The 25803-nt window shown below is 71.8% G+C and carries 24 protein-coding genes and 2 riboswitches; of the genes, 10 read left to right on the top strand and 14 right to left on the bottom strand.

Going from position 1 to position 25803, the window contains the following annotated elements; all coding sequences use genetic code 11:
* Positions 1–11 precede the first annotated feature (11 nt).
* From ACFV6D_RS00350 to ACFV6D_RS00325, 6 genes are all read right to left on the bottom strand, one after another.
* On the bottom strand, positions 12–1043 hold the full coding sequence (locus tag ACFV6D_RS00350; protein ID WP_380557280.1) for a hypothetical protein: 1032 nt from the start codon (positions 1041–1043) through the stop codon (positions 12–14).
* 188 nt (positions 1044–1231) lie between these two features.
* Entirely contained in the window at positions 1232–2278 is a 1047-nt protein-coding gene (locus ACFV6D_RS00345; protein WP_063347276.1) for a C40 family peptidase, read from the bottom strand.
* 227 nt (positions 2279–2505) lie between these two features.
* On the bottom strand, positions 2506–3651 hold the full coding sequence (locus tag ACFV6D_RS00340) for an NlpC/P60 family protein (protein ID WP_063347277.1): 1146 nt from the start codon (positions 3649–3651) through the stop codon (positions 2506–2508).
* Positions 3652–3661: 10 nt separating this feature from the next.
* Positions 3662–3811: riboswitch (cyclic di-AMP (ydaO/yuaA leader) on the bottom strand.
* 338 nt (positions 3812–4149) lie between these two features.
* On the bottom strand, positions 4150–5184 hold the full coding sequence (locus ACFV6D_RS00335; RefSeq protein WP_063347278.1) for an NlpC/P60 family protein: 1035 nt from the start codon (positions 5182–5184) through the stop codon (positions 4150–4152).
* Positions 5185–5384: 200 nt separating this feature from the next.
* Positions 5385–6746 (bottom strand): NYN domain-containing protein, encoded by a 1362-nt coding sequence (locus ACFV6D_RS00330; protein ID WP_380424980.1) that lies wholly within the window; start codon positions 6744–6746, stop codon positions 5385–5387.
* Between the two features lie 270 nt (positions 6747–7016).
* Positions 7017–7280: a hypothetical protein gene (locus ACFV6D_RS00325; RefSeq protein WP_063347279.1), complete on the bottom strand. Its 264-nt coding sequence runs from the start codon at positions 7278–7280 to the stop codon at positions 7017–7019.
* A 201-nt stretch (positions 7281–7481) separates the two neighbouring features.
* Between ACFV6D_RS00325 and ACFV6D_RS00320 the strand changes: the two genes are divergently transcribed.
* Positions 7482–8264, top strand: coding sequence for a rhomboid family intramembrane serine protease (locus ACFV6D_RS00320; RefSeq protein ID WP_380375654.1), 783 nt, complete (start codon positions 7482–7484; stop codon positions 8262–8264).
* Positions 8265–8305: 41 nt separating this feature from the next.
* On the top strand, positions 8306–8587 hold the full coding sequence (locus tag ACFV6D_RS00315; protein WP_063347281.1) for an Lrp/AsnC ligand binding domain-containing protein: 282 nt from the start codon (positions 8306–8308) through the stop codon (positions 8585–8587).
* A 5-nt stretch (positions 8588–8592) separates the two neighbouring features.
* Here the strand turns inward: ACFV6D_RS00315 and ACFV6D_RS00310 are convergent, their stop codons facing one another.
* From ACFV6D_RS00310 to ACFV6D_RS00300, 3 genes are all read right to left on the bottom strand, one after another.
* The gene (locus ACFV6D_RS00310) at positions 8593–10026 is read right to left on the bottom strand and encodes an aminotransferase class V-fold PLP-dependent enzyme (RefSeq protein ID WP_380424975.1); all 1434 of its coding nucleotides are present in this window, start codon (positions 10024–10026) and stop codon (positions 8593–8595) included.
* Positions 10027–10078: 52 nt separating this feature from the next.
* Positions 10079–10196, bottom strand: a riboswitch (SAM riboswitch).
* Positions 10197–10303: 107 nt separating this feature from the next.
* Positions 10304–11380 carry an anthranilate phosphoribosyltransferase gene (gene trpD / locus ACFV6D_RS00305; protein ID WP_380375658.1) on the bottom strand — a complete coding sequence of 359 codons (1077 nt, stop codon included), beginning with the start codon at positions 11378–11380 and terminating at the stop codon, positions 10304–10306.
* A gap of 120 nt (positions 11381–11500) precedes the next feature.
* The gene (locus ACFV6D_RS00300; protein WP_063347283.1) at positions 11501–11926 is read right to left on the bottom strand and encodes a hypothetical protein; all 426 of its coding nucleotides are present in this window, start codon (positions 11924–11926) and stop codon (positions 11501–11503) included.
* A gap of 395 nt (positions 11927–12321) precedes the next feature.
* On the opposite strand from ACFV6D_RS00300, the gene ACFV6D_RS00295 reads away from it, so the two are divergent.
* The 5 genes from ACFV6D_RS00295 to ACFV6D_RS00275 all read left to right on the top strand — a co-directional run bounded on the left by ACFV6D_RS00295 (position 12322) and on the right by ACFV6D_RS00275 (position 17128).
* A complete protein-coding gene (locus ACFV6D_RS00295) occupies positions 12322–12942 on the top strand; it encodes a heme-copper oxidase subunit III (protein ID WP_063347284.1) in 621 nt (206 codons plus the stop codon).
* 188 nt (positions 12943–13130) lie between these two features.
* On the top strand, positions 13131–13940 hold the full coding sequence (locus tag ACFV6D_RS00290) for a c-type cytochrome (RefSeq protein WP_063347285.1): 810 nt from the start codon (positions 13131–13133) through the stop codon (positions 13938–13940).
* An 8-nt stretch (positions 13941–13948) separates the two neighbouring features.
* The gene (locus tag ACFV6D_RS00285) at positions 13949–15001 is read left to right on the top strand and encodes a ubiquinol-cytochrome c reductase iron-sulfur subunit (RefSeq protein WP_063347286.1); all 1053 of its coding nucleotides are present in this window, start codon (positions 13949–13951) and stop codon (positions 14999–15001) included.
* Entirely contained in the window at positions 14998–16650 is a 1653-nt protein-coding gene (locus tag ACFV6D_RS00280; RefSeq protein ID WP_063347287.1) for a ubiquinol-cytochrome c reductase cytochrome b subunit, read from the top strand. Before ACFV6D_RS00285 ends, ACFV6D_RS00280 begins: the two co-directional genes overlap by 4 nt.
* A 106-nt stretch (positions 16651–16756) precedes the next feature.
* Entirely contained in the window at positions 16757–17128 is a 372-nt protein-coding gene (locus ACFV6D_RS00275; protein ID WP_063347288.1) for a GntR family transcriptional regulator, read from the top strand.
* A gap of 19 nt (positions 17129–17147) precedes the next feature.
* On the opposite strand, the gene ACFV6D_RS00270 is transcribed toward ACFV6D_RS00275, so the two are convergent.
* From ACFV6D_RS00270 to coxB, 4 genes are all read right to left on the bottom strand, one after another.
* Positions 17148–18410, bottom strand: coding sequence for an Ig-like domain-containing protein (locus ACFV6D_RS00270; protein WP_063347289.1), 1263 nt, complete (start codon positions 18408–18410; stop codon positions 17148–17150).
* A gap of 179 nt (positions 18411–18589) precedes the next feature.
* Entirely contained in the window at positions 18590–19006 is a 417-nt protein-coding gene (locus tag ACFV6D_RS00265) for a cytochrome c oxidase subunit 4 (protein WP_063347290.1), read from the bottom strand.
* Complete coding sequence (gene ctaD, locus ACFV6D_RS00260) at positions 19006–20781, bottom strand: cytochrome c oxidase subunit I (RefSeq protein ID WP_063347291.1); 1776 nt, start codon at positions 20779–20781, stop codon at positions 19006–19008. Before ctaD ends, ACFV6D_RS00265 begins: the two co-directional genes overlap by 1 nt.
* Complete coding sequence (gene coxB / locus ACFV6D_RS00255; RefSeq protein WP_063347292.1) at positions 20778–21632, bottom strand: cytochrome c oxidase subunit II; 855 nt, start codon at positions 21630–21632, stop codon at positions 20778–20780. The genes ctaD and coxB overlap by 4 nt, the downstream gene beginning before the upstream one ends.
* A gap of 368 nt (positions 21633–22000) precedes the next feature.
* Here coxB and ACFV6D_RS00250 point away from each other — a divergent pair, with 368 nt between their 5' ends.
* The gene (locus ACFV6D_RS00250; protein WP_063351057.1) at positions 22001–23401 is read left to right on the top strand and encodes a cysteine desulfurase/sulfurtransferase TusA family protein; all 1401 of its coding nucleotides are present in this window, start codon (positions 22001–22003) and stop codon (positions 23399–23401) included.
* Here the strand turns inward: ACFV6D_RS00250 and ACFV6D_RS00245 are convergent.
* The gene (locus tag ACFV6D_RS00245) at positions 23394–24371 is read right to left on the bottom strand and encodes a carbohydrate kinase family protein (protein ID WP_063347293.1); all 978 of its coding nucleotides are present in this window, start codon (positions 24369–24371) and stop codon (positions 23394–23396) included. The two genes, ACFV6D_RS00250 and ACFV6D_RS00245, sit on opposite strands and share 8 nt — an antisense overlap.
* Before the next feature lie 280 nt (positions 24372–24651).
* Between ACFV6D_RS00245 and ACFV6D_RS00240 the strand changes: the two genes are divergently transcribed.
* Positions 24652–24861 carry a hypothetical protein gene (locus ACFV6D_RS00240; protein WP_063347294.1) on the top strand — a complete coding sequence of 70 codons (210 nt, stop codon included), beginning with the start codon at positions 24652–24654 and terminating at the stop codon, positions 24859–24861.
* 113 nt (positions 24862–24974) lie between these two features.
* Positions 24975–25682, top strand: a complete 708-nt coding sequence (locus ACFV6D_RS00235; protein WP_380557277.1) for a hypothetical protein — start codon at positions 24975–24977, stop codon at positions 25680–25682.
* Positions 25683–25803: the final 121 nt, after the last annotated feature.

Raw genomic sequence — 25803 nt, 5'->3', positions numbered from 1 at the left:
GACGCGCACCGTCAATCGCGCAGCGCGGCCACCTCGGCCAGCCAGAGCCGGGTGAACTCGGCCAGGCCGACGCCCGGTCCGGCCCGGAGCAGCCGGTCGAGCCGGCGGTCCCGGTCCTCCCCCTGCCCGTCGGCCGCGCCGACCGCCCGGTAGAACGCCACGAGCCGCTCGGGCCCGTAGCGCCGGGCGATCAGCTCGCAGGCGAGCCACGCCTGCTCGTACGCCTGGGCGATGCCGTCGGCGCCCGCGGTGAAGTCCCGGTCGGCGGGCAGCGCGGCGGGCAGCCGGCCGGCGGCGACGTCCCGGGCCAGCTCGGGGGCGATCTGCTGCGGGCGCCGGCCGGAGCCACGGTAGGCGGTCCAGTCGGCGACACCCTCGGAGAGCCAGAGCGGTGTCCAGGCCCGGGTGTCGGCCCTGGTCGCGACGTGGGTGGCCTCGTGGGTGACGACCACCTGCCGGCCGAAGTCGCTGAGCCGCCCGAACGTCCCGGGGTTGACCAGCACCCGGTCGGCGGGGGTGTGCCAGGGCGCGCCGGGGGCGGCCGAGGTGACCGCCGCCATGCCCGTCCAGCCCGCCGGGTCGACCTCCAGCAGCCGGGCGAACTGCTCTGCGGTGGCGGGCACTTCGAGCAGCAGGCGGCCCGCCCAGCCGGTGCCCCAGACCTCGCTCACGGCGGGCACGGCCCGGTCCGCCACCGCGACCAGGCCGGCCGGGTCGGGTCCGTCGGCCAGGCCCAGCACCAGGCAGTGCGCGCCCGCCGCGGACCGGGCGGAGCCGAGGTCCCAGAGTGCCGGGGGCCCGCTCGCGCTCTCCTCCCGGTCGACCCGCCAGCTGCCGCCGGCCCGGACCAGGTCGATCCGGCGCGGGTACACCACCGGGTAGTCGTCGTACCCGGTGATCCGGACCGCCAGGTCGGCGGCGGCCGTGAGCCGCTCCGGCCCGGCGTCCGCGCCGAGCACCAGGTTGCGGTAGCCGGCCTCGATCGCCGCCGGTCCGGACCAGGAGGGCAGCGCCCGGGCCCGCGTGCCCAGCAGTGCGGCCACCTCGGCCCGCCGGTCCGCCGCCCACCGGCCCGACGCCCGCCCGGCCGCCGAGGGGGCCGCCGGGGCGGCCGGCGGCAGCGACAGCTGGGCCAGCCCGCCGGCCGCGAGCAGCAGCGCACCGCGCCGGGACAGCGTCCGGCGGGCGCCGTCTATCGGGTAGGGGGCGTCGGGGTCGGACAGTGCCGGGCTCAGAGCCGGACCACCCCCGCGACCGGCATCGCGTTGACGCTCTCGTAGCGGACCCTGGCGCCCGGGTAGGGGGCGTGCACGATCACCCCGCCGCCGGCGTACATCCCGACGTGGTGCATGTCCCGGTAGAAGATCACCAGGTCTCCCGGCCGCGCTTCGGAGAGGCTGACCCGCTGCCCGGCGTACGCCTGGGCCTGCGAGGTGCGCGGCAGGGTCACTCCGGCCTGCCGCCAGCTGTAGTACATCAGACCGGAGCAGTCGAAGGCGCGGGGCCCGGTGGATCCGTAGAGGTAGGGCGAGCCGATCATCCGCACCGCGGCGGCCAGCGCGGCCGCCCCGCGCTCGGAGGCGGGCGGGGCCGTGCCGAGGTCCAGCCGGTCGGTGCCCCGGGTGGCGCGCTGCTCGGCCTCCTGGGCGTCCTGGGCGGCCATCCGGGCCCGCTCGGCGACGCCCAGGCTGTTCAGCAGCCGCTGGGCCTTGGTGAGCCGCTGCTGGATCTGCTGCTTGCTGTCGGCGAGCGAGCGGCGGGCCTGGTCGAGTTCGGCGAGCTTGCCGGCGGTCTCGGTGCGGCGCTGGTCGAGCCGGCGCTGGCGGGTGGCCAGTTCGTGCAGGGTCTCCTGCTGCCGCTCGGCGGCCTGGTCGAGGGTGCGGGCCCGGGACAGGTAGCCCTCCGGGTCGGTGGAGAGCATCAGCTGGACGGTCTGGGCCATGCCGCCGCCGCGGTACTCGGCGCCGGCCACGGTGGCGAGGTCGCCGCGCAACTGGTTGAGCTGCTCCTGGGCGACGGCGATCTCGCCCTGGAGGACGGTCGTCTCGCCCTGGAGGCGCTGCTGCGTCTCCAGGGCGGCGTTGTACTTCTCGGACGCCTGCTCGGCCTCGCCGTAGAGCTGTTCCACCTGCGCCTTGACGTCCTTGCGGGTGGGCGTGTCCGGCACGGCGGGGGCGGCCTGGGCGCTGCCGCCCGCCGTCACGCCCAGGGCGGTGGTGGCGGCCGCGGTCAGCACCAGCGCACGGGCGAGCAGTTGGGGACGACGGTGCACGGGCATGGCGGCAGCGGCTCCGATCCGGCGGTGGGGCCCCGCCGCCGCACCAACGCGGGCGGCCCTGGAAGCGGAGTCCGGTGGCAGACGTTAGCGAGTCCGGGCAACCGAGTCCAAACCCCTGCCAACCCGAATATTTGACCCGTAATCGGACATCAGTCCGAGGCGCCGGAAAAGCCGCAGGCCCGGCCTTCCGTGGTGGAAGGCCGGGCCTGGGAGGGCCTGCGCGAGGATCAGACCCGCACGATGGAGGTCAGCGGCATGTTGCCGACCGCCTCGTAGCGGACCGACGCGCCGGGCTTGGGCGCGTGCAGCACCTGGCCGTTGCCGGCGTAGATGCCGACGTGGTGGGCGTCCCCGTAGAAGATCAGCAGGTCGCCGGGCTGGGCCTGGGAGAGGTCGGTGCCGATCCGGGTACCGGCGTGGGCCTGCTCCTGCGAGGTGCGCGGCAGCGCCACGTCGACCTGGTTGAACGCCCAGACCATCAGGCCCGAGCAGTCGAAGGAGCCGGGGCCGGAGGCGCCGTAGACGTACGGGCTGCCGATCTTGGAGGCGGCGATGGACAGCGCCGCGGCGCCGCGCGAGCTGCCGGCGCTCGGCTTGGTGACCGGCGCGGCGGGGGCCTGCGACGCGCTCAGGTCGGTGCGGCTGTTGTCGCGGGAGGAGCGGTCGGCGGCCTGCTGGGCCGCCGCCTGCTGCTGGGCGGCCTTCGCGGCGGCGTCGGCCTTCGCCTTGGCCTCGGCGGCGGCCTTCTCCTCGGCCGCGCGGATCGCCTGGCGCTCCTGCTCGGACAGGGTGTTGAAGAGGTCCTGCGCGGCCTTGAGCTTGCCCTGGACCTCGTCCTTGGCGCTCTTCAGCTGCTGGGTGGTGGTCTCCATCTCGGCGAGCTTGCCCTGGGCCTCGGAGCGCACCTGGTCGAGCTTGCGCTGCTCGTCCTGGAGCTGCTTGAGCTGGCCCTTCTGGGTGCCGCCGGCCTGGTTCAGCGTGTCGGCCTGGCTCAGGAAGGTGTCCGGGCTGGCGGAGAACATCAGCTGGACGGTCTGCGATATGCCGCCGTTGCGGTACTGCTCGCCGGCGATCTCGGCCAGGCCGCCCTGAAGGTCGGTCACCTGCCCCTGCTGCCGCGCCACCTGGTCCTGGAGGTCGGTGACCTGCTTCTGCAGCTGCTGCTGCTTCTCCTGGGCGGCGTTGAGCTTCTCGGTCGCGACCTCGGCCTGCTCGTTGAGCTGGTCGACCTGCTCCTTGACCTGGTCCTTGGTCGGCTGCGGGTCGGCGTGGGCGCCGGACTGCGCGGACAGCGCGACGGCCGCGGCGGCGAAGCCGGTCATGATCGAGACCCGGGTGCGACTAGCGGGCTTGGGACGACGATGGGACGCCACGAAGGCGGACTCCTTCTTCCTACGCCGTCTACCGGGTGAGCTGACGGGTTCGGGCCGGAAGCGTGCCCTACGACGCCTCACGGCCGTTCCACCGGCCGACCTGGCGCCGATTCACCCCGGAGGAACGTGGTTCCCCGGCTCCGTTCGACAGCACCCCCGACTGCTGGGCTCCCCGTCGGGCAGGCACTGGGCCCGCCCCGCTGCGTCACGAACTCGACGGAAACCACCGCCGTCACCCTGGCTGGGCGATCGGGAGTGCGGTGGTTCGGGGCACGACCCTAGTAACTGAACCGTGATCCGTTCAAATCCTTGTCAGAAAAAAGACGGAAGAAGACCAAAGTTCTTTTGTGAATATGACACATAGTGATCACCGCCGTACGCAAAGCTGATCAGTCTTCACCGGGGACTCGCACGGCGGACAAAACCCGAACGCCACCCCCGGTCGGAGGGTGGCGTGGATCACAGGCCCGGACGGGGCCCTTCGGGCGTGTCGGGCCGTCAGACCCGGCGGATCGTGTTGATCGGCATCGCGTCGACCTTCATCACCTTCACCACGTCGCCGGTGTGCGGCGCGTGCACCACCATGCCGTTGCCGATGTACATCCCGACGTGGTGCCGGTCGGGGCCGTAGATGACCAGGTCGCCCGGCTGGGCCTGGTCCAGCGTGACCTTGGTGCCGACGTTGCCCTGCTCCTGCGAGGTACGCGGCAGCGAGACGCCGGCCTGGCCGTACGCCCAGACCATCAGGCCCGAGCAGTCGAAGGTGGTCGAGCCGGTGGCGCCCCACACGTACGGCGAGCCCTGCTTGCTCATCGCCTTGGCGACGGCCACGCCCGCGTAGCCGCCGGCCTGCGGGAGGCTGCCGAGGTCGGCCCGGTCGCTGCCGCGCGAGGCGCGGTCGTCCTGCTGCTGCTGGGCCCGCAGCGCGGCGCGGTCGGAGGCGCTGAGCGAGTTCAGCAGATCCTGCGCGGCCTTGAGCTTCTGGTTGACGTCCGTCTTGGCCTGGTTCAGGTCCTTGGTGGTGGAGTCGAGCGAGGCCAGGACGGCGGCGGCCTCGGACTTCTCCTGGTCCAGCCGACGCTGCTGGTCCAGCAGGCCCTTGAGCGCCTCGGACTCGCTGGCGCTGGCCTGCTGGGCGCTGGACGCCTTCTCCAGGTAGCCGGACGGGTCCGAGGAGAGCATCAGCTGGACGGACGGGTCGATGCCGCCGGTGCGGTACTGCTCGCCCGCCACGCCGGCCAGGCCGGTCTGGAGCTGGGTCATCTCGTCCTGGCTGCGGGCCACCTTGTCCTGCAGCTGGTCGGACTGCTTGCGGAGCTGGTCGGCCCGCTCCTTAGCGCCGTTGTACTTCTCCGCCGCCTGCTCCTGGTCCTGCTGGAGCTGGTCGATCTGCGCCTTGACGTCGCTCTTGCTGGGCTGGGGCGCGGCGTGCGCGGCGACCTGCGCGGAGAGGGCGACCGCGGTCGCCGCGGCAGCGGTGAGCACGGAGACCCGGGCGCGGCTCGGCTGCTTGGGACGGCGGTGGGAGGCCAAGGGAATTGCTCCTTCTTCCATCGGCCTCACCCGATCAGGTGAGAATCCGGAAAATAGGTTTGACGCCACACCCTAGGGAAGATCCACGGGTTTTGCCACTCCCCCGAAGGCGTGAACTCCACTTCCCCCGCAGGCTTCACCGGATGTGCACACCGCCGCAAACCGGGCGCTGACCAGGCGTCATTCCGTCGAGGCAGCCGTCAGGGCCGCGCCAGCCGGTTCAGCAGCAGAACGGAAGCCACGGGGCGCGCGCCCGCCTTCCGCACGCCCTCCGCGACCTCCCGGTCGGTGGACACCACCACCACCGGACGCCCCTGCGGCTCGGCCCGCACCAGACGGCGGATCAGCTCGTCCGCGGTCTCGCCGGTCCGGCTGAACCGCACCCGCACCCCCCGCGGTGGCGCCATGATCACCGGAACGTCCAGGTCCTGCCCGTCGAACACGCAGGTGACCTCCGCCTGCGTGCGCTGGGCCAGCATCGCCAGCCCGCCCAGCAGCCGGATCCGCTGCTGCTCCAGCGGCAGCGTCGGATAGCCCGTCTTGGTCACGTTGTAGCCGTCCACCACCAGGTGCACCTGCGGGATCGCCAGCAACTGGTCCAGCAGCGCCGGATCGTCGTCGGCCAGACCGCGCCGGGCCACGTCGTGCGGCGAGGCCGCCCCCGGCACCACCGCCTCCACCAGGTCCCCCGGCCGGATCTGGGAGACCGGCAGCGCCAGCTCCCGCTGGAGCCCCTGCGCCGACTGCAGCACCGTGTCCAGCAGCAGCCGCAGCCGCATGTCCTCGACGCTGCGGCCCTCGCGGGCCGACCGGCGGCCCTGCTCGGCCGCCGTCTCCAGCTCGCCGACCCGGTGCCGCAGCCGCCGCGCCTCGGACTCCGCAGCGCCGCGCTCGGTGGCCGCCTGCGCCCTCGCGGCCTCCAGCTCGGCGGTCAGCCGCCTGGTCTCGGCCTGCGCCCGGCGGGTGTCGCTCTCCAGCGAGCGCACCTTCTTCCGCAGCGACTCGGCCTCCCGGCGGACGTCCTCGGACTCCGCACGCTGCCGCTCCAGGTCCGCCCGGGCCGCTGACCGCAGCTCGGCGAGCTCCGCCTGCAACTTCTCCACCAGCCGGGTGGCCTCGGCGGCCGCACCCTCGGCGCCGGCCCGCTCGGCCTCCTCCCCGGCCTCGGCCACCAGCCGGCTCCAGCCGGCCGACCGCACCAGGTAGGCGGCGGCCGCGACGTCCATCGGATCGGCGGCGCCCGGGACGCTGCCCGACTCCAACGCCTTCACCAGGTCCGGCTGGCCCAGCCTCAACCGCTCCGCTATCCGCACCCGGAACGCCGGCTCCGACTCCAGCGCCGCGGCCAGCGCCGTGGCCGCGTACTTGGCCCGCCGGGCCGGGGTGAACTTGACGTACTGGCGCAGGCTCTGCGGGAGCTCGCCGGGCGGCAGCCCGCCGAGCGCGTCCGAGGCCAGGCCGACCACGCGCCGGCGCACGCCCTCGGGCAGCGGCCGGTCCAGCTTCTCGGCAGCACGCTCCGCCACCGCCTCGCCGGAACCCACCGCCTCGCCGGAGCCCACCGACGCATCGGAACCCGCCGCCTCGCCGACGGCCGCGGGCCCGGACGGGGCCGCGTCGGCGGCCTGCGCCTGCGCGGCGGCAGCAGGCTGAAGCCCCTGCGCTTCGGCGGGCTCCCTCGCTGCGTCCACCACGTCCTCGGCTCCGATCCTGGTCCTACGGGGTCACGGCCCGCGGCCGCCGCCCTGTCGTCACGCTCCGTGCGTCCTGTCTGTATTGTCCCAGCGCGGCGGGCAGGCGCGCCGCGCACCCGCCCCCCGCGCCGTCGGGCGTCAACCCTGCTCGGCGGAGGCCTCCGCGCTCTCGGCGCCCGGACGGGCCACCAGCTCGACCTGGTCCACGGCGTTGCACCAGCGGCAGCGCACCGACTCGATCGTCTCGCTCAGCACCTCGGTCTCCTCGACCTTGGACTCGCCGGCCAGGTCGAAGTGCAGGAACTCGGTGACCCGCGCGGTGCGGGTCACGTCGAAGCGGGTGAGGTTTCCGCACAGGGTGCAGCGCCAGCGCGTCTCGGCGGTCAGGGCGGGGACGGTCATCGGGGGTCCTCTCGGGTGGTCCCTGGGTGGGCTAGGCGCTCCCCCCGGGGCCCCGGCGTCGGCGGCGGGAGGCGGGATTGCCCGCCCCAAGCCTATTGCCTGAGGCAACCATCCCGGCCACCAGTCAGGAGAACGAGCGGGCTAGTCCACCTGCCGTACAAGGCCGTGTCACACGCCCGACACGGAGGGATGCTTGGCCGCATGGCACTGACGGCCCCCGGGCACACCGACGCGTGGGGCGAACGCCCGTCCGTGCCTGCCCCGGCGGTCACCTACGCCCTGATCGCGGTCAACACCCTGGTGTTCCTGCTGGGCCCGGCCGCCGGGCTCAATCCGCTGTACGGCACCGGCCAGTCCCGGCTCTGCGCGGAGCAGCGGTACGAGCAGCGCTGGGGCGTCATCCCCGCCGAGGTGCTGGCCGGCCGCCCGCTGACCGCCGAGCAGCTGGCCCAGGCCCCCGACCCGGCCCCGGGCTGCCCGGCCGCGCCCACCCCGGCCAAGCACCCGGCGCTGTCCGTCCTCACCGGGCTCTTCGTGCACGCGGGCTGGCTGCACCTGCTGGGCAACCTGCTCTTCCTCCACGTCTTCGGCCCCACCGTCGAACAGCGGCTGGGCCGGGCCCGGTTCGCCCTCTTCTACCTGGCCGCCGGCAGTCTGGCCACGTACGGCTTCGCCCTCGCCGAGGCGCACTCCCCGGGCTCCACCCGGGTGCTGATCGGCGCCTCCGGCGCGATCTCCGCCGTCCTCGGCGCCTACCTGCGCTTCCATCCGCGCGCCCGGGTGACGACGCTCGTCCCGCTGCTGCTGTTCCTGCCGCTGCGCTTCCCGGCCTGGCTGGTGCTCGGCCTCTGGTTCGCCCTGCAGTGGTGGTCGGTCCACTCGGCCGGGCCCGGGGTGGCCTATCTGGTCCACGTGATCGGCTTCGCGGCGGGCTTCCTCTACGCCTGCACGGCGGTCAGCCACCCCCCGAGACGACCCGGCTGACGCCCGATACGCTGGCGGCACCCCACAAAGGAGCCCGAACAGTGATCACCGCCATCGTCCTGATCAAGACCAGTGTCGACCGCATCCCGGAGATCGCCGAGGCCATCGCGGCCATCGAGGGCGTCAGCGAGGTGTACTCGGTGACCGGTGGCTACGACCTGGTGGCGATGGTCCGGGTGCGCCGGCACGACGATCTGGCCGCGGTCATCCCGGGCCGGCTGAACAAGGTCCCGGGCGTGGCCCACACCGAGACCCAGATCGCCTTCCGCACCTACTCCCAGCACGACCTCGAGGCCGCCTTCGCCCTCGGCCTGGACGAGTAGGCCCCTCAGCCCTGCCGACGCCCCCGGTCGACCTCCACGGTGGCGACGCAGCGTCCGCCCTCGTTGCGGTAGTTCCACGCGGCACCGTCCGTGACCAGCTCGCGGACGGCGGTCAGGAAGCGGTCGACGTGCTCGTCCGGGGTCCCGGCCCCGAAGCTCACCCGGATCGCGTTCAGGCTGCGCTCGCCGGGCAGCGACGGCTCGGGCGCCCCGCACTCGGAGGGGGAGACCTCTTCGTCCCCGAGCAGGGTGCGCAGCAGCGGGTGCGCGCAGAACAGGCCGTCGCGGACCCCGATGCCGTACTCGGCGGACAGCGCGGCCGAGAAGTGCGAGCTGTTCCAGCCCTGGACGACGAAGGACAGCACGCCCACCCGGGCCGCCTCGGCACCGAACAGGTTCAGCACCTTGACCTGCGGGATCTCCGCCAGCCCGGCGGTCAGCCGGGCGATCAGCTGCCGCTCCCGGGCCTCCAGCGCGTCGAAGCCCGCCTCGCTCAGCGCCCGGCAGGCCGAGGCGATCGCATAGGCGCCGATGACGTTCGGCGAGCCGGCCTCGTGCCGGGCCGGGCCGGAGTGCCACTGGACGGCCACCGAGCCGTCGGTCTCCCGGGCCACCGTCCGGGTCGCCCCGCCGCCGGCCAGGTACGGGTCGGCCGCGTCCAGCCAGTCCGCCCGGCCGGCCAGCACACCGGCGCCGAAGGGCGCGTAGATCTTGTGGCCGGAGAAGGCGATCCAGTCGACGTCCAGCTCGCGCACCGAGACCCGGTGGTGCGGGGCCAGCTGGGCGGCGTCCAGCACCACCCGGGCGCCGTGCCGGTGCGCGGTCCCGGTCAGCTCGGCGACCGGCCACAGCTCGCCGGTCACGTTGGAGGCTCCGGTGACGCAGAGCAGCTTGGGGCCCTCGGGCGCCTCGGCGAGCGCGGCGTCCAGGGCGGCGACCGCCTCGGCGTGCGAGCGCGGCGCGCGCAGGTAGTGGACGTCGAGCCCGGCGTGCGCCCAGGGCAGCAGCGAGGCGTGGTGCTCGGTCTCGAAGGCGAACACCCGGGTCCCGGCCGGGACGGCCGAGGCGAGCAGGTTCAGCGAGTCGGTGGTGGCCCGGGTGAAGACCACCTGGTCGCCCTCGCGCAGGTCGAGGAACTCGGCGACGGTGCGGCGGCTCTGCTCGAACAGGTCGGTGGACAGCTGGGAGAGGTACCCGGCGCCGCGGTGCACGCTGCCGTAGTAGGGGGCGTAGGCGGAGACGTCGTCCCAGACCCGCTGGAGCGCCGGGGAGCTGGCCGCGTAGTCGAGGGCCGCGTACCCGACCTTCTCGCCGCTGGCGAGCGGGACCTGGACGTCGTGGCCGAGGACGGCGAGGGGGGCGCAGAGTTCAACACGAGGCTGCCGCGCGGAGCGCGTCGAGACAAGGGTGGCGGCGGGCGACGGGTGGGAGATCGACATGAGGATGCACTCCTTCTGGGGGTGTGGGACCCCGGGAGTACTAGTCGTCGGGCGTCCGCGCTTGCCGCACGGACGATTCGCCGAGCGACCCGGTCCTCACCCAGGGCACCCCGCCACGGACGGAGGGTTGCCGGACAGCAAGCTGGGGCTTGACGCTGTCACTCATGACCTGGCCAAGACTCTAGGTCGCGCCCAGCGAGTGGTCAAACAGGCATCCACCATCCGGACAGCCGAGGAGCCCGCGCCGACGTTGCGGCGCGGGCTCCCAAGTACCGCCTCACACCCGGCTGGTGGCCTCCGACCAACGCCGCAGCAGCTCCTGCGCCGCGCCCGAGTCGATGGCCTGCTCCGCCCGCGCCATGCCGGCCGCGAGCTGTTCGGTGAGCGGCGCCTCGCCCAGGTCGAGCGCGACCAGCGCCGCCGCCGTGTTCATCAGGACGGCGTCCCGTACGGCCCCGCGCTCGCCGGCCAGCAGCCGGCGCGCGACCTCGGCGTTGTACGAGGGGTCCGCCCCGCGCAGCGCCTCGATGCCGACCAGCTCGACGCCGACGTCCCGCGGGTCGAAGGTGGTCTCGGTGACGGTCCCGTCCCGCACGATCCACACCTGCGAGGTGGTGGTGATGGTCAGCTCGTCCAGGCCGTCGTCGCCCCGGAAGACCAGGCCGGTCGAGCCGCGCCGGGCGAGCACACCGGCGATCAGTGCGGCGAGCCGGGTGTCGAAGCAGCCGATCGCGTGCGAGGTGACCTTGGCCGGGTTGGTCAGCGGGCCGAGGATGTTGAACGCGGTCGGCACTCCGAGGTCGCGCCGGGCGGTGGCGGCGTGCCGCATCGACGGGTGGAACTTGGCCGCGAAGCAGAAGGTCAGCCCGACCTCCTCGGCGATCTCGGCGACCCGCCGGGCCGACAGGTCGAGGCGGACGCCGAGCTTCTCCAGCACGTCCGAGGAGCCGCTGGCCGAGGAGGAGGCCCGGTTCCCGTGCTTGACCACCTTGGCGCCGGCCGCGGCCGCGACGATCGCCGACATGGTGGAGATGTTGACGGTCTTGGCCCGGTCCCCGCCGGTGCCGACGATGTCCACGGCCGGGCCGGGGATGTCCAGCGGCTCGGCGTGCGCGTACATCGCGTCCACCAGGCCGGTGATCTCGTCGACCGTCTCGCCCTTGGCCCGCAGCGCCACCATGAACCCGGCCACCTGGACGGGGGACGCCTCGCCGCTCATGATCCGGTCCATCGCCCACGCGGTGGCCGAGCGGTCGAGGTCCTCCCCCTTCAACAGCGCCGCCAGGACGTCCGGCCAGGTGCGGACCACCTGCGCGGGTGCGGTACCACCGTTCGCAGGGTTCACGTTCACCATGGCTGACTCCAGCTGTTGTCGGGTTCCCCGCGTCGGGGGGACGTCCGTACGGATGGAGTCAGCCTATCGACCAGTCGGGTTCCCGCGGCGGCGTCTTCTCTAGTCGTGAGACGGCACCGCTCAGCGGCTGACGGGCGCCCGCTTGGCCAGCCGTGCCCGCAGCAGGGTGGCGACCGCGCCGGCCAGCGCCACCGGGTCCACCGGGCGGGAGATCGCGGCGTCGGCCCGGCTCCAGGCGGCCAGCCAGGAGTCCTGCGGCCGGCCGATCAGCACCAGCACCGGCGGGCAGCCGTAGATCTCGTCCTTGAGCTGGCGGCCGAGCCCGAGCCCGCCGGCCGGCACCGCCTCGCCGTCCAGGATGCAGAGGTCCACGCCGCCCTTCTCCAGTGCCTTCAGCACCGCCGGGGTGGTCGCGCACTCCAGGTAGGACAGTTCCGGAAGGTCCTCGACGGGCCGGCGGCCGAGTGCCGTCAGCACCTGCTCGCGGGTGTTGCGGTCATCGCTGTAGACGAGGACGGTGAGCGTCTCGTCGGTCGTGTACGCCATGGGCCCTGCTCCCTCAAGTGTGATCCGGACCACGTTCGCCTGATCCGGATGCTACTCCCGATCACCCGTCGCCGAGTCCCCCTCGCGGACCTTCCTCCTCAAGCCGCCGCGCCCGCGACTCACCCGCCCGGAGGACGGCCCGTCACCCGGACCCGTCCAGACCACCCGTACGGCCGATAAGGGGCCCGCGCATTACCCCCGGAGGCTCCGCCAAGCGTGCAACGACGCGCTGGGCAACGGGGTCGCGGGCCCCTTCGAGGAACCGTCAGAAAAGGGACACGCCGCTGCTCAGCCGCCATTGGGGTCCCCCACCGCCCCTCAGGGGGGCATACCGCACGCACCGGACACTCCGAGGGACACCCCCCGGCGTGAAGACGGAATAAGGGACCGACATAATGTCCGTCGTGGCGACAGCAACAGCAGTAGAAACCGGGCACGCGCACGGATCGGTCAACCGGCCGAACATGGTCAGCGTCGGAACGATCGTCTGGCTCAGTTCCGAGTTGATGTTCTTCGCGGCCCTCTTCGCGATGTACTTCACGCTCCGCTCCGTCAAGGGAGCCGAGTTCTGGACCGAGAAGGCGCACGCCCTCAACGTGCCCTTCTCCTCGGTCAACACCACGATCCTGGTGCTCTCCTCGCTGACCTGCCAGCTCGGCGTGTTCGCTGCCGAGCGCGGGGACGTGAAGAAGCTCCGCTCGTGGTTCGTCATCACCTTCGTGATGGGCGCGATCTTCATCGGCGGCCAGATCTTCGAGTACACCGAGCTGGTCAAGAAGGACGGCCTCTCGCTGTCCTCCGACCCGTACGGCACGGTGTTCTACCTGACCACCGGCTTCCACGGTCTGCACGTGACGGGTGGTCTGATCGCCTTCCTGCTGGTCCTGGGACGGACGTACGCAGCCAAGCGCTTCACGCACGAGCAGGCCACCGCCGCGATCGTCGTGTCGTACTACTGGCACTTCGTCGACGTCGTGTGGATCGGCCTGTTCGCGACCATCTACCTGATCAAGTAACCAGCTGATCAGGTCGCTGGCCACCGGCTTCGGTCCCCGCCCTCACCGGCGTCGGGCCGATTCTGCCGGTGGGCGACGCTCCCACCGACCGACCGCGCGCGCAGCCCTAGACAGGCAGCCTCGTGCCGGCCAGACCGGCCGCCGGGTGCACCCACCAGTCGACCAGATCCTGACACCGGGGTTATTCCGTGAAAAAGCTCTCCGCACGACGGCGCCACCCATTGGCGGCGCTGGTCGTCCTACTTCTCGCCCTGGCGGCAACCGGGGGGCTGTACGCCGCGTTCGCGCCCGCCGACAAGGCGCAGGCCGACGTCGCCGCGCAGTCGCTCGCGATCGATGAGGGCAAGAAGCTCTTCGCCGTGGGCTGCTCCTCGTGCCACGGCCTGAACGGCCAGGGCAGCAGCGACGGTCCGAGCCTGGTCGGCGTCGGCTCCGCCTCTGTCGACTTCCAGGTCGGTACCGGCCGCATGCCGGCCCAGCAGCCCGGCGCCCAGGTGCCGCGCAAGAAGAACATCTACTCGCAGGCGGAGATCGACCAGCTCGCCGCCTTCGTCGCTTCGCTCGGCCCCGGCCCGGTGACGCCGACCCCGGAGCAGTACACCTCGACCAACCCGGACGACATCTCCAAGGGTGGCGAGCTGTTCCGCACCAACTGCGCCCAGTGCCACAACTTCGCCGGCCAGGGCGGTGCCCTGACCAAGGGCAAGTACGCCCCGTCGCTGGAGGGCGTGGACGCCAAGCACATCTACGAGGCCATGCAGACCGGCCCGCAGAACATGCCGTCGTTCCCGGACACCACCATGCCCGAGGAGCAGAAGAAGCAGATCGTGGCCTTCGTCCGCCACACCACCTCCGATGAGCCCAACCCCGGTGGTCTCACGCTCGGCAGCCTCGGTCCGGTGACCGAGGGTCTGTTCGGCTGGATCTTCGGTCTCGGCACGCTCATCGCGGTCGCGATCTGGGTCGCCGCCCACACCACCAAGGCCAAGAAGTCATGAGCCACGACATGTCAGAAGAGAAGCTGCCGGAGTCACACGGCTCCGCCGGTGACGTCGCCGCACACGGCGACCCGTTCGCCGACCCGGGTCTTCCGGCCCACGAGCCCCGCCGCACCGACATCGACGAGCGGGCCGCCCAGCGGGCCGAGCGCCAGGTCTCGCTGATGTTCGTGGTCTCGATGCTCGCCACCATCGGCTTCATCGCCTCGTACGTGGCCATCGACCCGGACAAGATCGTCTACATCTTCCCGCTCGGTCACGTCAGCGCGCTGAACTTCGCGCTCGGCATGACCCTGGGCGTCGCGCTGTTCATGATCGGCGCGGGTGCGGTCCACTGGGCCCGCACGCTGATGTCGGACGTCGAGCTGCCGGCCGAGCGCCACCCGATCGAGGCTGACGACGAGGTCCGCGCGGACGTCATCGAGCAGTTCAAGACCGGTGCCGCCGAGTCCGGCTTCGGCCGCCGCAAGATGATCCGCAACACCCTCATCGGCTCCATGGCGCTGGTCCCGCTCTCCGGCGTGGTCCTGCTCCGCGACCTCGGGCCGCTGCCCGAGAAGAAGCTGAAGGAGACGGGCTGGAACGAGGCGACCCCGGCCCAGCCCCTGCAGCTCATCAACATGAACACCAACCTGCCGATGAAGGCCGAGGACATCGTCATCGGCTCGCTGACCTTCGCCATGCCCGAGGGTCTGCACGTCCACGACGAGGACTTCCAGCAGGCGATCGCCAAGGACGCCCTGATGCTGGTGCGCATCGCACCGGACGACATCAAGGACGACCGGTCGCGGGAGAAGGGCTTCGAGGGCATCCTCGCCTACTCCAAGATCTGCACCCACGTCGGCTGCCCGATCAGCCTGTACGAGCAGCAGACCCACCACGCGCTCTGCCCCTGCCACCAGTCGACCTTCGACCTGGCGGACGGCGCGCGCGTGATCTTCGGCCCGGCCGGCCACCCGCTGCCGCAGCTGAAGATCATCACTGACGAGAAGGGCTACCTGGTCGCCACCGGCGACTTCGACGAGCCCGTCGGCCCGAGCTACTGGGAGCGTGCTCGATGAGTACGAGCAGCACCACCGGTGCCGCCAAGCCCGCCAGCACGCGCGCCAAGCCCGCCAACAAGTGGGAGGCCGCTGCTGACTGGACGGACGGCCGGGTGGGGATCTACTCCCTCGCCAAGGCCAACCTGCGCAAGATCTTCCCGGACCACTGGTCCTTCATGCTGGGCGAGATCTGCCTCTACACGTTCGTCATCATCATCCTGACCGGTGTCTATCTGACGCTGTTCTTCAAGCCGTCGATGGCCGAGGTCGTCTACAACGGCTCGTACGTGCCGCTCAAGGGCATCGGGATGTCCGAGGCGTACGCCTCGACGGTGGACATCAGCTTCGAGGTCCGCGGCGGTCTGCTGATCCGGCAGATCCACCACTGGGCCGCCCTGGTCTTCGTGGCCGCGATGCTCGTGCACATGATGCGCGTGTTCTTCACCGGCGCGTTCCGCAAGCCGCGTGAGATCAACTGGGTCTTCGGCTTCCTGCTGCTGATCCTGGGCATGTTCGACGGCTTCTTCGGCTACTCGCTGCCGGACGACCTGCTGTCGGGTACCGGTATCCGGTTCATGGAAGGCGCGATCCTCGCCGTCCCGCTGGTCGGCACCTACATCCAGATGTTCCTGTTCGGGGGCGAGTTCCCCGGCCACGACATCGTGCCGCGCTTCTTCACGATCCACGTGCTGCTGATCCCGGGCATCATGCTCGGCCTGCTGGTGGCGCACCTGATCCTGGTCTTCTACCACAAGCACACCCAGTGGGCGGGCCCGGGCAAGACCGAGAAGAACGTCGTCGGCATGCCGCTGATGCCGGTCTACATGGCCAAGGCCGGTGGCTTCTTCTTCCTGGTGTTCGGTCTGATCGCCGCCATCTCGGCGATCGCCACGATCAACCCGATCTGGGCGTATGGCCCGTACCGCCCGGACCAGGTGTCCACGGACGCCCAGCCCGACTGGTACATGGGCTTCTCCGAAGGCCTGATCCGCGTCATGCCGGGCTGGGAGGTCGGCCTGTGGGGCCACACCCTGAACCTGGGTGTCTTCATCCCGCTGATGATCTTCCCGCTGGTCCTGGTCTCGATCGCGGTCTACCCGTTCATCGAGGGCTGGATCACCGGCGACAAGCGCGAGCACCACATCCTGGACCGCCCGCGCAACGCGCCCGTCCGCACCGCGCTCGGCGCCGCCTGGATCAGCCTGTACCTGGTGCTGCTGGTCGGTGGCGGCAACGACCTGTTCGCCACCCACCTGCACCTGTCGATCAACTCGATCACCTACTTCGTCCGCGTCGGCTTCTTCGCGGTGCCGGTCATCACCTTCATCATCACCAAGCGCTGGTGCCTCGGCCTCCAGCGCCGGGACAAGGAGAAGGTGCTGCACGGCCGCGAGACCGGCGTCATCAAGCGCCTGCCGCACGGCGAGTTCGTCGAGGTGCACGCCCAGCTGCCGCAGAAGGACCTGTACAAGCTCACCGCGCACGAGCAGGTCCAGCCGGTCGAGCTGCCGGCCCAGACGGACGAGAACGGCGTGGCCGGCAAGGCCGGCCTGATCGGCCGCACCCGGGCCAAGCTGTCCCGCGGCTTCTACGGCGGCGGCGCCCAGATCCCCAAGCCGACCTCCGAGGAGCACCACGAGATCACCAGCGGCCACGGCCACCACTGATCCCGTACGCCCCGCAGCGTCACACCCGAGGGCCGCTGACCAGAGTTCTTCTGGTCGGCGGCCCTCGGGCTTTCCCGTCCCCCGTCCGCACCCTCCAGGAGCTCCCGTGCAGCTGTCCGTCGACCCCGCCGCCGCCACTCCCCCGTACGAGCAGATCCGGGCCCAGATCGCCGAGCGGGCCCGTTCCGGCGAACTGCCGACCGGGCTGCGGCTGCCCACCGTCCGGGCCCTGGCCGAGGAGCTGGGGCTGGCCGCCGGGACGGTCGCCCGGGCGTACCGGGAACTGGAGGCGGACGGCGTGGTGGAGACCCACGGCCGGCGCGGCACGCTGATCGCGGCCACCGGCGACACCGCGCACCGGCTGGCCGCCGCGGCCGCCGCCGAGTACGCCGAGCGGGCGACCCGGCTCGGGCTCCCGCGGGCGGACGCGCTGGCCGCCGTGGACGCCGCCCTGCGGCTGGCCTACCAGGAGGCCTGAGGAGGCGCTCCAGGGGCCCTCAGGCCTCCGGGCGGATCATCCCCGAGGCGTGGGCCTGGGAGGACGGCACGGTGGTGCTGACGGGCTGTCCGAGGGCGCTGTGCTTGATCCAGTCCGTCCAGGAGATGTTCCAGTCCCCGAAGCCGTTGCCGAAGGGCTCCATGGTGGCGCCGCGGCTGTTCACCACCGTCACCAGGTCCCCCACCCTGGTGTTCTGGAAGTACCACTTGGCGTTCTCGGTGCTCATGCCGGTACAGCCGTGGCTGACGTTCTCCAGGCCCTGCGAGCGGACCGACCAGGGCGCCGCGTGGACGTACTCTCCGCTCCAGGTGACCCGGGTGGCCCACTCCACGTTGAGGTCGTAGAACTCCGAGCTCCCGGCCTTTATCCCGATCGTCTCGCCGTTCATCCGGACGGACCGCTCCTGGCCGAGCACCACCTTGACGCCGTTGCGGGTGTCGAAGCCGGGCTTGCCGGTGGTCACCGGGATGCTCCGGAGCAGCTCGCCGTCACGGCTGAGGGTGAGCAGGTGGGCGGCCGCGTCGACCACCGTCTCGACCCGTGCCCCGATCCGCAGGCCCAGCGTGCTGCGGTCGCCGCCGTAGAGGCCGTCCGCGATCCGGACGCCGGTGCCGTCGAAGGCCAGCGAGACGGTGGTGCCGGCCGGCCAGTACTCCTGCGGGCGGAAGTGCAGTTCCTTGTCGCCCACCCAGTACCAGGCGCCGGTGACGGCGGGCTGGGAGCTGACGGTCAGGACGCGCTCGACCTCCTGGCGGGCCTGCGGGTCCTGCACCGCCTCGGAGAGCTGCACGGTGAGCGGCTGGCCGACGCCGTAGATGCCGCTGCCGGAGGAGTCCGGGCCCAGCTTGGCGGTGAGCAGGCGCTGGGCGGCGAGGGTGCTGAAGTCCGCCGTGGTGTCGCCGCGGCCGCCCTTGCCGTCGTCGGCGGCGATCCGCACCGAGTAGTCGGTGTCGGCCTTCAGCCGGCCGGTGGTCTGCCAGCTGCGCTGGTCCTCGGCGAGCTGACCGGCCACCACCCGGCCGTCCGGGCCGGTCACGGTGACGTCGGTCAGCCGGCTGCCGGGCACGGACGTCACCGTGACCGGTTTGGAGGGGTCGACCTTGCCCCCGCCCTCGGCCGAGAGATGGACGAGCACGGCCGCGTCGATCCGGTGGGGGCCGACCGCCTCGCCGCCGCCGGACGAGCAGGCGGCCAGCGGGGCCAGTACTGCGAGGGTCAGCGAGATGCCGCCGATACCTGCGATTCCGCGCCTGTCGGCCATGAAACGCCTCCGAGGGTCCGCACGATTGCTCAGATCGTAGGAACGAGGCCCGCCGAAGCGACATCGGAGCGCCCCCGCGTTCACCCGGGTGAGTGAGTTCGTCACCCTGGAGACGCAACGGGGCCGGTCCTCCCCGTGCGGGAGGACCGGCCCTGTCGTCGTCGGCGGAACCCGGGAACCTACTGGTTCTGGTTCTCGCCCCGGTAGAACTCGAAGACCCAGCCGAAGAGGCCGATCAGGATGATCGGGATCGACCAGAACAGCAGCCACCAGCCGAAGATCACTCCGAGGAACGCCAGCGAGCCGCCGATCGCCAGGGAGAGCGGCTGCCAGCTGTGCGGGGCGAAGAAGCCCAGCTCGCCGGCGTCGTCCGCCACCTCGGCCTCGGGGTTGTCACCCGCGCCGCTGTCCACCCGGCGGGCGGTGAAGGCGAGGTAGTACCCGATGAAGGCGCAGAGCGCGAAGGCGAGGAACAGCGCCGTGGTGCCGGCCGCCTCGATCCCGTGCTCCGAGTGGTTGGTCCACAGGCCGTAGGTGACGGCCATCGCGAGGACGAAGACCGCCAGCCCGAGGAAGATCTTTCCCTGTTCCTTCATCAGACGTCGCCCTCCTTCTTGCCCTTGTCCAGCTTCGGGGCGTCGTACTTCGCCGGGGTCACGCCGGCGAGGTGCTTGGCCGGCTCACCGTGGTTCTCCAGGTAGTCCAGCGCGGCGATCTCCGGGTGGTGGAGGTCGAAGGCCGGGGATTCGGAGCGGATCCGGGGCAGGGTGAGGAAGTTGTGCCGCGGCGGCGGGCAGGAGGTCGCCCACTCCAGCGAGCGGCCGTAGCCCCACGGGTCGTCGACCTCGACCTTCTCGCCGTACTTGGCCGTCTTCCACACGTTGTAGAGGAACGGCAGCATCGAGGCGCCGAGCACGAACGAGCCGATGGTCGAGACGGTGTTCAGCGTGGTGAAGCCGTCCGAGGCCAGGTAGTCGGCGTAGCGGCGGGGCATGCCCTCCGCACCGAGCCAGTGCTGGACCAGGAAGGTGGTGTGGAAGCCGAAGAACAGCGTCCAGAAGGTGATCTTGCCGAGGCGCTCGTCCAGCATCTTGCCGGTCATCTTCGGCCACCAGAAGTGGAAGCCGGCGAACATCGCGAAGACGACGGTGCCGAAGACCACGTAGTGGAAGTGGGCGACGACGAAGTACGAGTCCGAGACGTGGAAGTCGATCGGCGGGGAGGCCAGCAGCACACCGGTCAGACCACCGAAGAGGAAGGTGACCAGGAAGCCGACCGTCCAGAGCATCGGCGTCTCGAAGCTCAGCGAGCCCTTCCACATGGTGCCGACCCAGTTGAAGAACTTCACACCGGTCGGGACCGCGATCAGGAAGGTCATGAAGGAGAAGAACGGCAGCAGCACCTGCCCGGTGACGTACATGTGGTGCGCCCACACCGTCACCGACAGACCGGCGATCGCGATGGTGGCCGCGATCAGGCCGGAGTAGCCGAACATCGGCTTGCGGCTGAAGACCGGGATGATCTCCGACACGATGCCGAAGAACGGCAGCGCGATGATGTACACCTCGGGGTGGCCGAAGAACCAGAACAGGTGTTGCCACAGCATCGCCCCGCCGTTGGCGGGATCGAATACGTGGGCCCCGAATTTACGGTCCGCCTCCAGGGCGAACAGCGCGGCGGCCAGGACCGGGAAGGCCAGCAGGACCAGCACGGCGGTCAGCAGGACGTTCCAGACGAAGATCGACATCCGGAACATCGTCATGCCGGGGGCGCGCATGCAGATGATCGTGGTGATGAAGTTGACCGCACCGAGGATCGTGCCGAAGCCGGAGAAGGCCAGACCCATGATCCACATGTCGGCGCCGACGCCCGGCGAACGGACCGCGTCCGACAGCGGGGAGTAGGCGAACCAGCCGAAGTTGGCCGCGCCGTTCGGGGTCAGGAAGCCCGCCACCGCGATGGTCGAGCCGAAGAGGTACAGCCAGTACGCGAACATGTTCAGACGCGGGAACGCCACGTCCGGGGCGCCGATCTGGAGCGGCATGATCCAGTTCGCGAAGCCGGCGAACAGCGGCGTCGCGAACATCAGCAGCATGATCGTGCCGTGCATCGTGAACGCCTGGTTGAACTGCTCGTTCGACAGGATCTGGGTCCCGGGACGAGCCAGCTCGGCGCGCATGACCAGCGCGAGGATGCCGCCGATCAGGAAGAAGGCGAACGACGTGCCCAGGTACAGGGTGCCGATCGTCTTGTGGTCGGTGGTGGTCAGCCACTTGATGATGGTCGAACCCGGCTTGCGGGTCCGCTGCGCCCCGACCGTGACGGCCCCGGCGCCCCCGCCGGCCGCGGCGGGCTCGTTGAGGATGGTCACTTCTCTTCACTTCCCATGGTCGTGATGCCGGAGGGCAACGCGCCGGTCTGGCCCTTGGCCCGGAGGTCCGCCAGGTGCTTGTCGTAGTCGGCGCGGTCGACGACCTTGACGTTGAACAGCATGCGCGAGTGGTCGACGCCACAGAGCTCCGCGCACTTGCCCATGTACTCGCCCTTGACGGTGGGGGTGACCTCGAACCTGTTCACCACGCCCGGCACGACGTCCATCTTCATCATGAAGTTGACGGGCCAGAAGTCGTGGATGACGTCACGCGAGGTCAGCCGGAACTGCACCGACTCGTTGACCGGCAGCCAGAGCGTCGGAACGTCCCTGGGCGTACCGACGTCGTACGCGGCGTCCTTGTTGGCCGGGTCGGGGTTCTCGGTGTTCTCGTAGTTGAACGCCCAGCTCCACTGGAAGCCGACCACGTTGACCGTGTGCTGCGGCTTCTCGGAGACGGCGATCAGCTTCGACTCGTCGCGGGCGACGAAGTAGAAGAGCACCGACACGATGATGATGGGGACCGCGGTGTAGAGCGCCTCGATGGGCACGTTGTACCGGGTCTGCGGGGGGACCTCCACGCCGGTGCGGCTGCGCCGGTGGAAGATCACGCTCCAGATGATCAGACCCCACATCAGTACGCCGACCACCAGCGCCGCGATCCAGGAGCCCTGCCACATCTGGAGGACCATCGGCCCTTCCTTGGTGACGGGGCTCGGGAGGCCAAGCCTGGGGAGGTCGTTGGCCGAGCAGCCGGTGGCGGTCGCGATGACGAGGCCCAGTGCCAGCGCCTGAGGCAGCTTCCGCCGCATCGTGCGCCGCGGCGAGCGGTCGGAGCCGTTGGGACTCACGTAGCGCCTTCCCGAAGTCTCGCCCGCCTTCGCGTCGCCCCGCGGAGGATTGTGAGCCTCCCCGGCGACCCGTCCACGGGCACGGTTTGAATGCTTATGCGGGCCAAACCCTACTCCAGCCTTATGCGCTCCTGACGGGCAGCCCCCGGTAACGCGCCGCCCGGTCGCCCGATCAGGCCCGGCAGGGGCTGCGTCGCAGGTCATCGTAGGCATTCGAGGTCCTTACGCCCGATCGGGGGATGACCTCGAACTACGCGGGTGACGGTCCGTCGGACGCGGACGAAGCGGACATTCGGGGTGATCGACTGACGGCCGGTAAGCGATGTCGTCGGACCGGAACGGCTCCGGGTGTGTCGTTAAATGTGACCGTGTACTTCGATGCGGCCTCGACGGCCCCTCTGCACCCCGTCGCACGGCAGGCGCTGACCGCCGCCCTGGACGAGGGCTGGGCCGATCCGGCCCGGCTGTACCGCTCCGGCCGGCAGGCCCGGATGCTGTTGGACGCCGCCCGCGAGACGGTGGCCGAGGCCCTGGGCGCCCGGGCGGACGAGATCTCCTTCACCGCGAGCGGGACGCAGGCGGTGCAACTCGGCATGCTGGGCGCGCTGGCCGGCCACCGGCGGCGCGGCGGCCACCTGGTGCACTCGGCGGTCGAGCACTCCAGCGTGCTGCACGTCGCCGAGCGTCAGGAGGCGGGCGGGGGCACCGTCTCGGTGGCGCCGGTGGACCGCGCTGGACGGGTCGACCCGGACGTGTTCGCCGCGCTGCTGCGCGCGGACACCGCGCTGGCCGTCCTGCAGAGCGCCAACCACGAGGTGGGGACGGTCCAGCCGGTCGGCGAGGTCGCCGGACACTGCCGCGAGGCCGGTGTCCCGCTGCTGGTCGACGCCGCGCAGAGCGTCGGGCGGATGGACGTCCCGGCGGGCTGGTCGCTGCTGACCGCCAGCGCGCACAAGTGGGGCGGGCCGCCCGGCGTCGGGGTGCTGGCGGTGCGCAAGGGCGTCCGGTACGCCTCGCCGCTGCCGGCCGACGAACGCGAGGGCGGGCGGGTGCCCGGCTACGTCAACGTCCCGGCGATCGTCGCCGCGGCCGCCTCGCTGCGGGCCGTCCGGGCCGAGGCCGCGCGGGAGAACGCCCGGCTCCACGCGCTGGTGGAGCGCATCCGGGCCCGGGTGCCGCAGCTGGTGCCCGAGGTGGAGGTGGTCGGCGACCCGGTGCGGCGGCTGCCGCACATCGTCACCTTCTCCTGCCTGTACGTGGACGGCGAGGTGCTGCTCACCGAACTGGACCGGGCGGGCTTCGCGGTCTCCTCCGGCTCCTCCTGCACCTCCTCCACCCTGACGCCGAGCCATGTGCTGGCCGCGATGGGGGTGCTCACCGAGGGGAACGTCCGGGTCTCGCTGCCGCCCGGGACGGCCGAGGCCGACGTCGAACGCTTCCTCACCGTGCTGCCGGAGCTGGTCGCTGGCGTCCGGGCGCCGCTCGGGCTGGACCTGCCGGCCCCGGAGCCGGAGCCGGCGGCCGGGCCCCTGCTGGTGATCGACGCGCTGGGCAAGCGCTGCCCGCTGCCGGTGATCGAGCTGGCGAAGCGGATCGGCGAGGTGCCGGAGGGCGGCACGGTCGCCGTGCTCGCGGACGACGAGGCGGCCCGGCTGGACATCCCGGCCTGGTGCGGGATGCGCGGTCAGGAGTACGCGGGCGAGGCCCCGGCCGCCGACTACGGCGGCGACCGGGGCTCGGCCTACCTCGTCGTCCGGCGGACTACTTGACCAGGTGCGCGCGGACGTCCGCGGCGGCCTCGGCGCCGTAGGCGTCCTCGAAGCGCTTCAGGAAGGCGGTCGGGCGCAGCTCGTACTCCTGGGTGCCGACGGTCTCGATCACCAGGGTGGCGAGCATGCAGCCGAGCTGGGCGGCGCGCTCCAGGTCGAGCTGCCAGGACAGGCCGGTCAGGAAGCCGGCCCGGAAGGCGTCGCCGACGCCGGTCGGGTCGACCTTCGCCTCCTCGGCGGCGCAGCCGACCAGGATCGCCGCCTCGCCCTTGCGCTCGATCCGCACGCCCTTGCTGCCCAGGGTGGTGATCCGGGTGCCGACCCGGGTGAGGATCTCCTCGGCGTCCCAGCCGGTCTTGCTCTCGATCAGTGCGGCCTCGTACTCGTTGGTGAAGAGGTACGCGGCGCCGTCGACGATGTCGCGGATGTCGTCGCCGTCCAGGCGGGCCAGCTGCTGGGAGGGGTCGGCGGCGAAGGCGAAGCCGCGGGTGCGGCACTCCTGGGTGTGGCGCACCATGCCCTGCGGGTCGTCGGCACCGATCAGGACGAGGTCGAGGCCGCCGACGCGGTCGGCGATCGGCTTGAGCTCGATGTTGCGGGCCTCCGCCATGGCACCGGTGTAGAACGAGGCGATCTGGTTGTGGTCCTCGTCCGTGGTGCACATGAAGCGGGCGGTGTGCCGGGTCTCGGAGATGTGGACGGAGTTGCAGTCCACGTTGTTGCGCTCCAGCCAGCTGCGGTACTCGGCGAAGTCCGCGCCGGCCGCGCCGACCAGGATCGGGCGGAGCCCGAGCACGCCCATGCCGAACGCGATGTTCGGCGCGACTCCGCCGCGGCGGATGTCCAGGGTGTCGACCAGGAAGGACAGCGACACGGTGTGCAGCTGCTCGGCGACGAGCTGGTCGGCGAACCGACCGGGGAACGTCATCAGGTGGTCGGTGGCGATCGAGCCGGCGACGGCGATACGCACGGGAGGTCTCCTCAGGATGGCTGCGGGGCCAACGGGCAAGCACGGGTGAACCCACACACGGTACCGGGCTCGGGGCGGGCGGCAGCAAGACCGCCGCAATCCGCCGGCCCGCAGTGCCATCGTGGCACCCGTCACCGTCGAACGTGTACTACCTCCGGGTAGCACTGGTGGGTGGGCCGAACCCCGGCCTAGGGTCGGCAGCAGGGGCCCCGCCGAGCCGGGCGGGCCCCGTCGTCGACCGTGGCAGTGCGGCCACGGCCATGGATCGGAGCGATGCCCGATGATGCCCAGCCACGCCCCGCTGTCCGCCCTCCGGACCGAAGCCGACGGCGAGAGCCTCGACGCGCTGGTGAGTTCGTCCCGGCGGCTGCGCCGGTTCTGGCCGCTGCTGGCGACCGGTCCCGAGCCGGCCGCGCCCGCCCGGGAGGGGTTCCGGGTGCCGTCCGACGCGCAGCGGCTGGTCGCCGGGATGGCCGAGTACGACATGTGACCCGGCGCCCGCCCCGGCCCGGGGCGGGTGGAACCGGATCCGACCGGGTCACGTCACATCCGCGCGGAGCGGCCGAGCGGGCGGCACCGCTGAGCCCTCGGGAGGATGTGCAGATGGACCTGGAGACGATGCCCCGGCGCGGTCGGCGGGCGGTGGCCCTGGCGGGCCTGGCGCTGGCGGCGGTGGTGACGGTGGCCGGGTGCAACGGGGACGGCAAGACCTCCTCGGACGCGGCGGCGGGCGGCGTGGCCACGACCTCGGCGGGCGCGAGCGCCTCCCCGGAGGCCCCGGCGTCCTCCGGCGCCCCGTCCGCGCCGGCTCCGCCGGCTCCGACGGGGAGCCCGTCGGCCACCACGGACCAGCCCGGCCAGACACCGCCGACCAAGTGGGCCCCCACCCCGGCCTCGCCCGCCCCTGGGCAGCCGTCGACGGCCGGCTCCGGGGGCACTCCCCCGGGCCCCGGGATCGCGGTGGGCGAGCCCGACCCGGCCGGGTCGGGGGCGCGCCCGGCGGTCTCCTACCGGGTGGACGGCAGCAACGGGCTGACCGTCTACTTCTTCGGCGGGGTCTGCCAGAAGTACGCGCTGAAGGCGGACGAGTCGCACCCCGGCCGGGTGGACGTCAGGATCGTGGTGGCGGCGCCGGTGCAGCCCGGGCAGGTCTGCAACGCGCTGGCCAAGCGGCAGTCGGTGACCGCCGATCTGCGCTCGCCACTGGCCGGGCGGACGGTGACCGACCAGTCGAGCGGCCAGAACGTGCCGCTGGAGGCCGATCCGCACATGGGGCCGGACCCGGTCACTCCGGACGTCGCCGGCCAGTAGCCGCGACGACCCAGTAGCCGCGACAACGGTGCGGAACGCGGAGGCGGCGGGGGGGGGGGAGGAGGGGCGCGCCGCCCCGCCCGCACCGACACGCCAGACCAGCACGCCGGGAGAGGATGTG

The organism is Kitasatospora sp. NPDC059812, from assembly GCF_042732075.1.
Lineage (GTDB): Bacteria > Actinomycetota > Actinomycetes > Streptomycetales > Streptomycetaceae > Kitasatospora.
Note: the sequence above shows the minus strand (reverse complement) of the source record. Positions and strands in the feature narration are given on the sequence as shown.

Bases quoted from the DNA above. Each gene is read 5' to 3' on its own strand.
- ACFV6D_RS00345 (WP_063347276.1), bottom strand. From the start codon at position 2,278: ATGCCCGTGCACCGTCGTCCCCAACTGCTCGCCCGTGCGCTGGTGCTG.
- ACFV6D_RS00280 (WP_063347287.1), top strand. From the start codon at position 14,998: ATGAGTACGAGCAGCACCACCGGTGCCGCCAAGCCCGCCAGCACGCGC.
- ACFV6D_RS00325 (WP_063347279.1), bottom strand. From the start codon at position 7,280: ATGACCGTCCCCGCCCTGACCGCCGAGACGCGCTGGCGCTGCACCCTG.
- ACFV6D_RS00320 (WP_380375654.1), top strand. From the start codon at position 7,482: ATGGCACTGACGGCCCCCGGGCACACCGACGCGTGGGGCGAACGCCCG.
- ACFV6D_RS00240 (WP_063347294.1), top strand. From the start codon at position 24,652: ATGATGCCCAGCCACGCCCCGCTGTCCGCCCTCCGGACCGAAGCCGAC.
- ACFV6D_RS00295 (WP_063347284.1), top strand. From the start codon at position 12,322: ATGTCCGTCGTGGCGACAGCAACAGCAGTAGAAACCGGGCACGCGCAC.
- ACFV6D_RS00235 (WP_380557277.1), top strand. From the start codon at position 24,975: ATGGACCTGGAGACGATGCCCCGGCGCGGTCGGCGGGCGGTGGCCCTG.
- ACFV6D_RS00300 (WP_063347283.1), bottom strand. From the start codon at position 11,926: ATGGCGTACACGACCGACGAGACGCTCACCGTCCTCGTCTACAGCGAT.
- trpD (WP_380375658.1), bottom strand. From the start codon at position 11,380: ATGGTGAACGTGAACCCTGCGAACGGTGGTACCGCACCCGCGCAGGTG.
- ACFV6D_RS00270 (WP_063347289.1), bottom strand. From the start codon at position 18,410: ATGGCCGACAGGCGCGGAATCGCAGGTATCGGCGGCATCTCGCTGACC.
- ACFV6D_RS00310 (WP_380424975.1), bottom strand. From the start codon at position 10,026: ATGTCGATCTCCCACCCGTCGCCCGCCGCCACCCTTGTCTCGACGCGC.
- ACFV6D_RS00265 (WP_063347290.1), bottom strand. From the start codon at position 19,006: ATGAAGGAACAGGGAAAGATCTTCCTCGGGCTGGCGGTCTTCGTCCTC.
- ACFV6D_RS00285 (WP_063347286.1), top strand. From the start codon at position 13,949: ATGTCAGAAGAGAAGCTGCCGGAGTCACACGGCTCCGCCGGTGACGTC.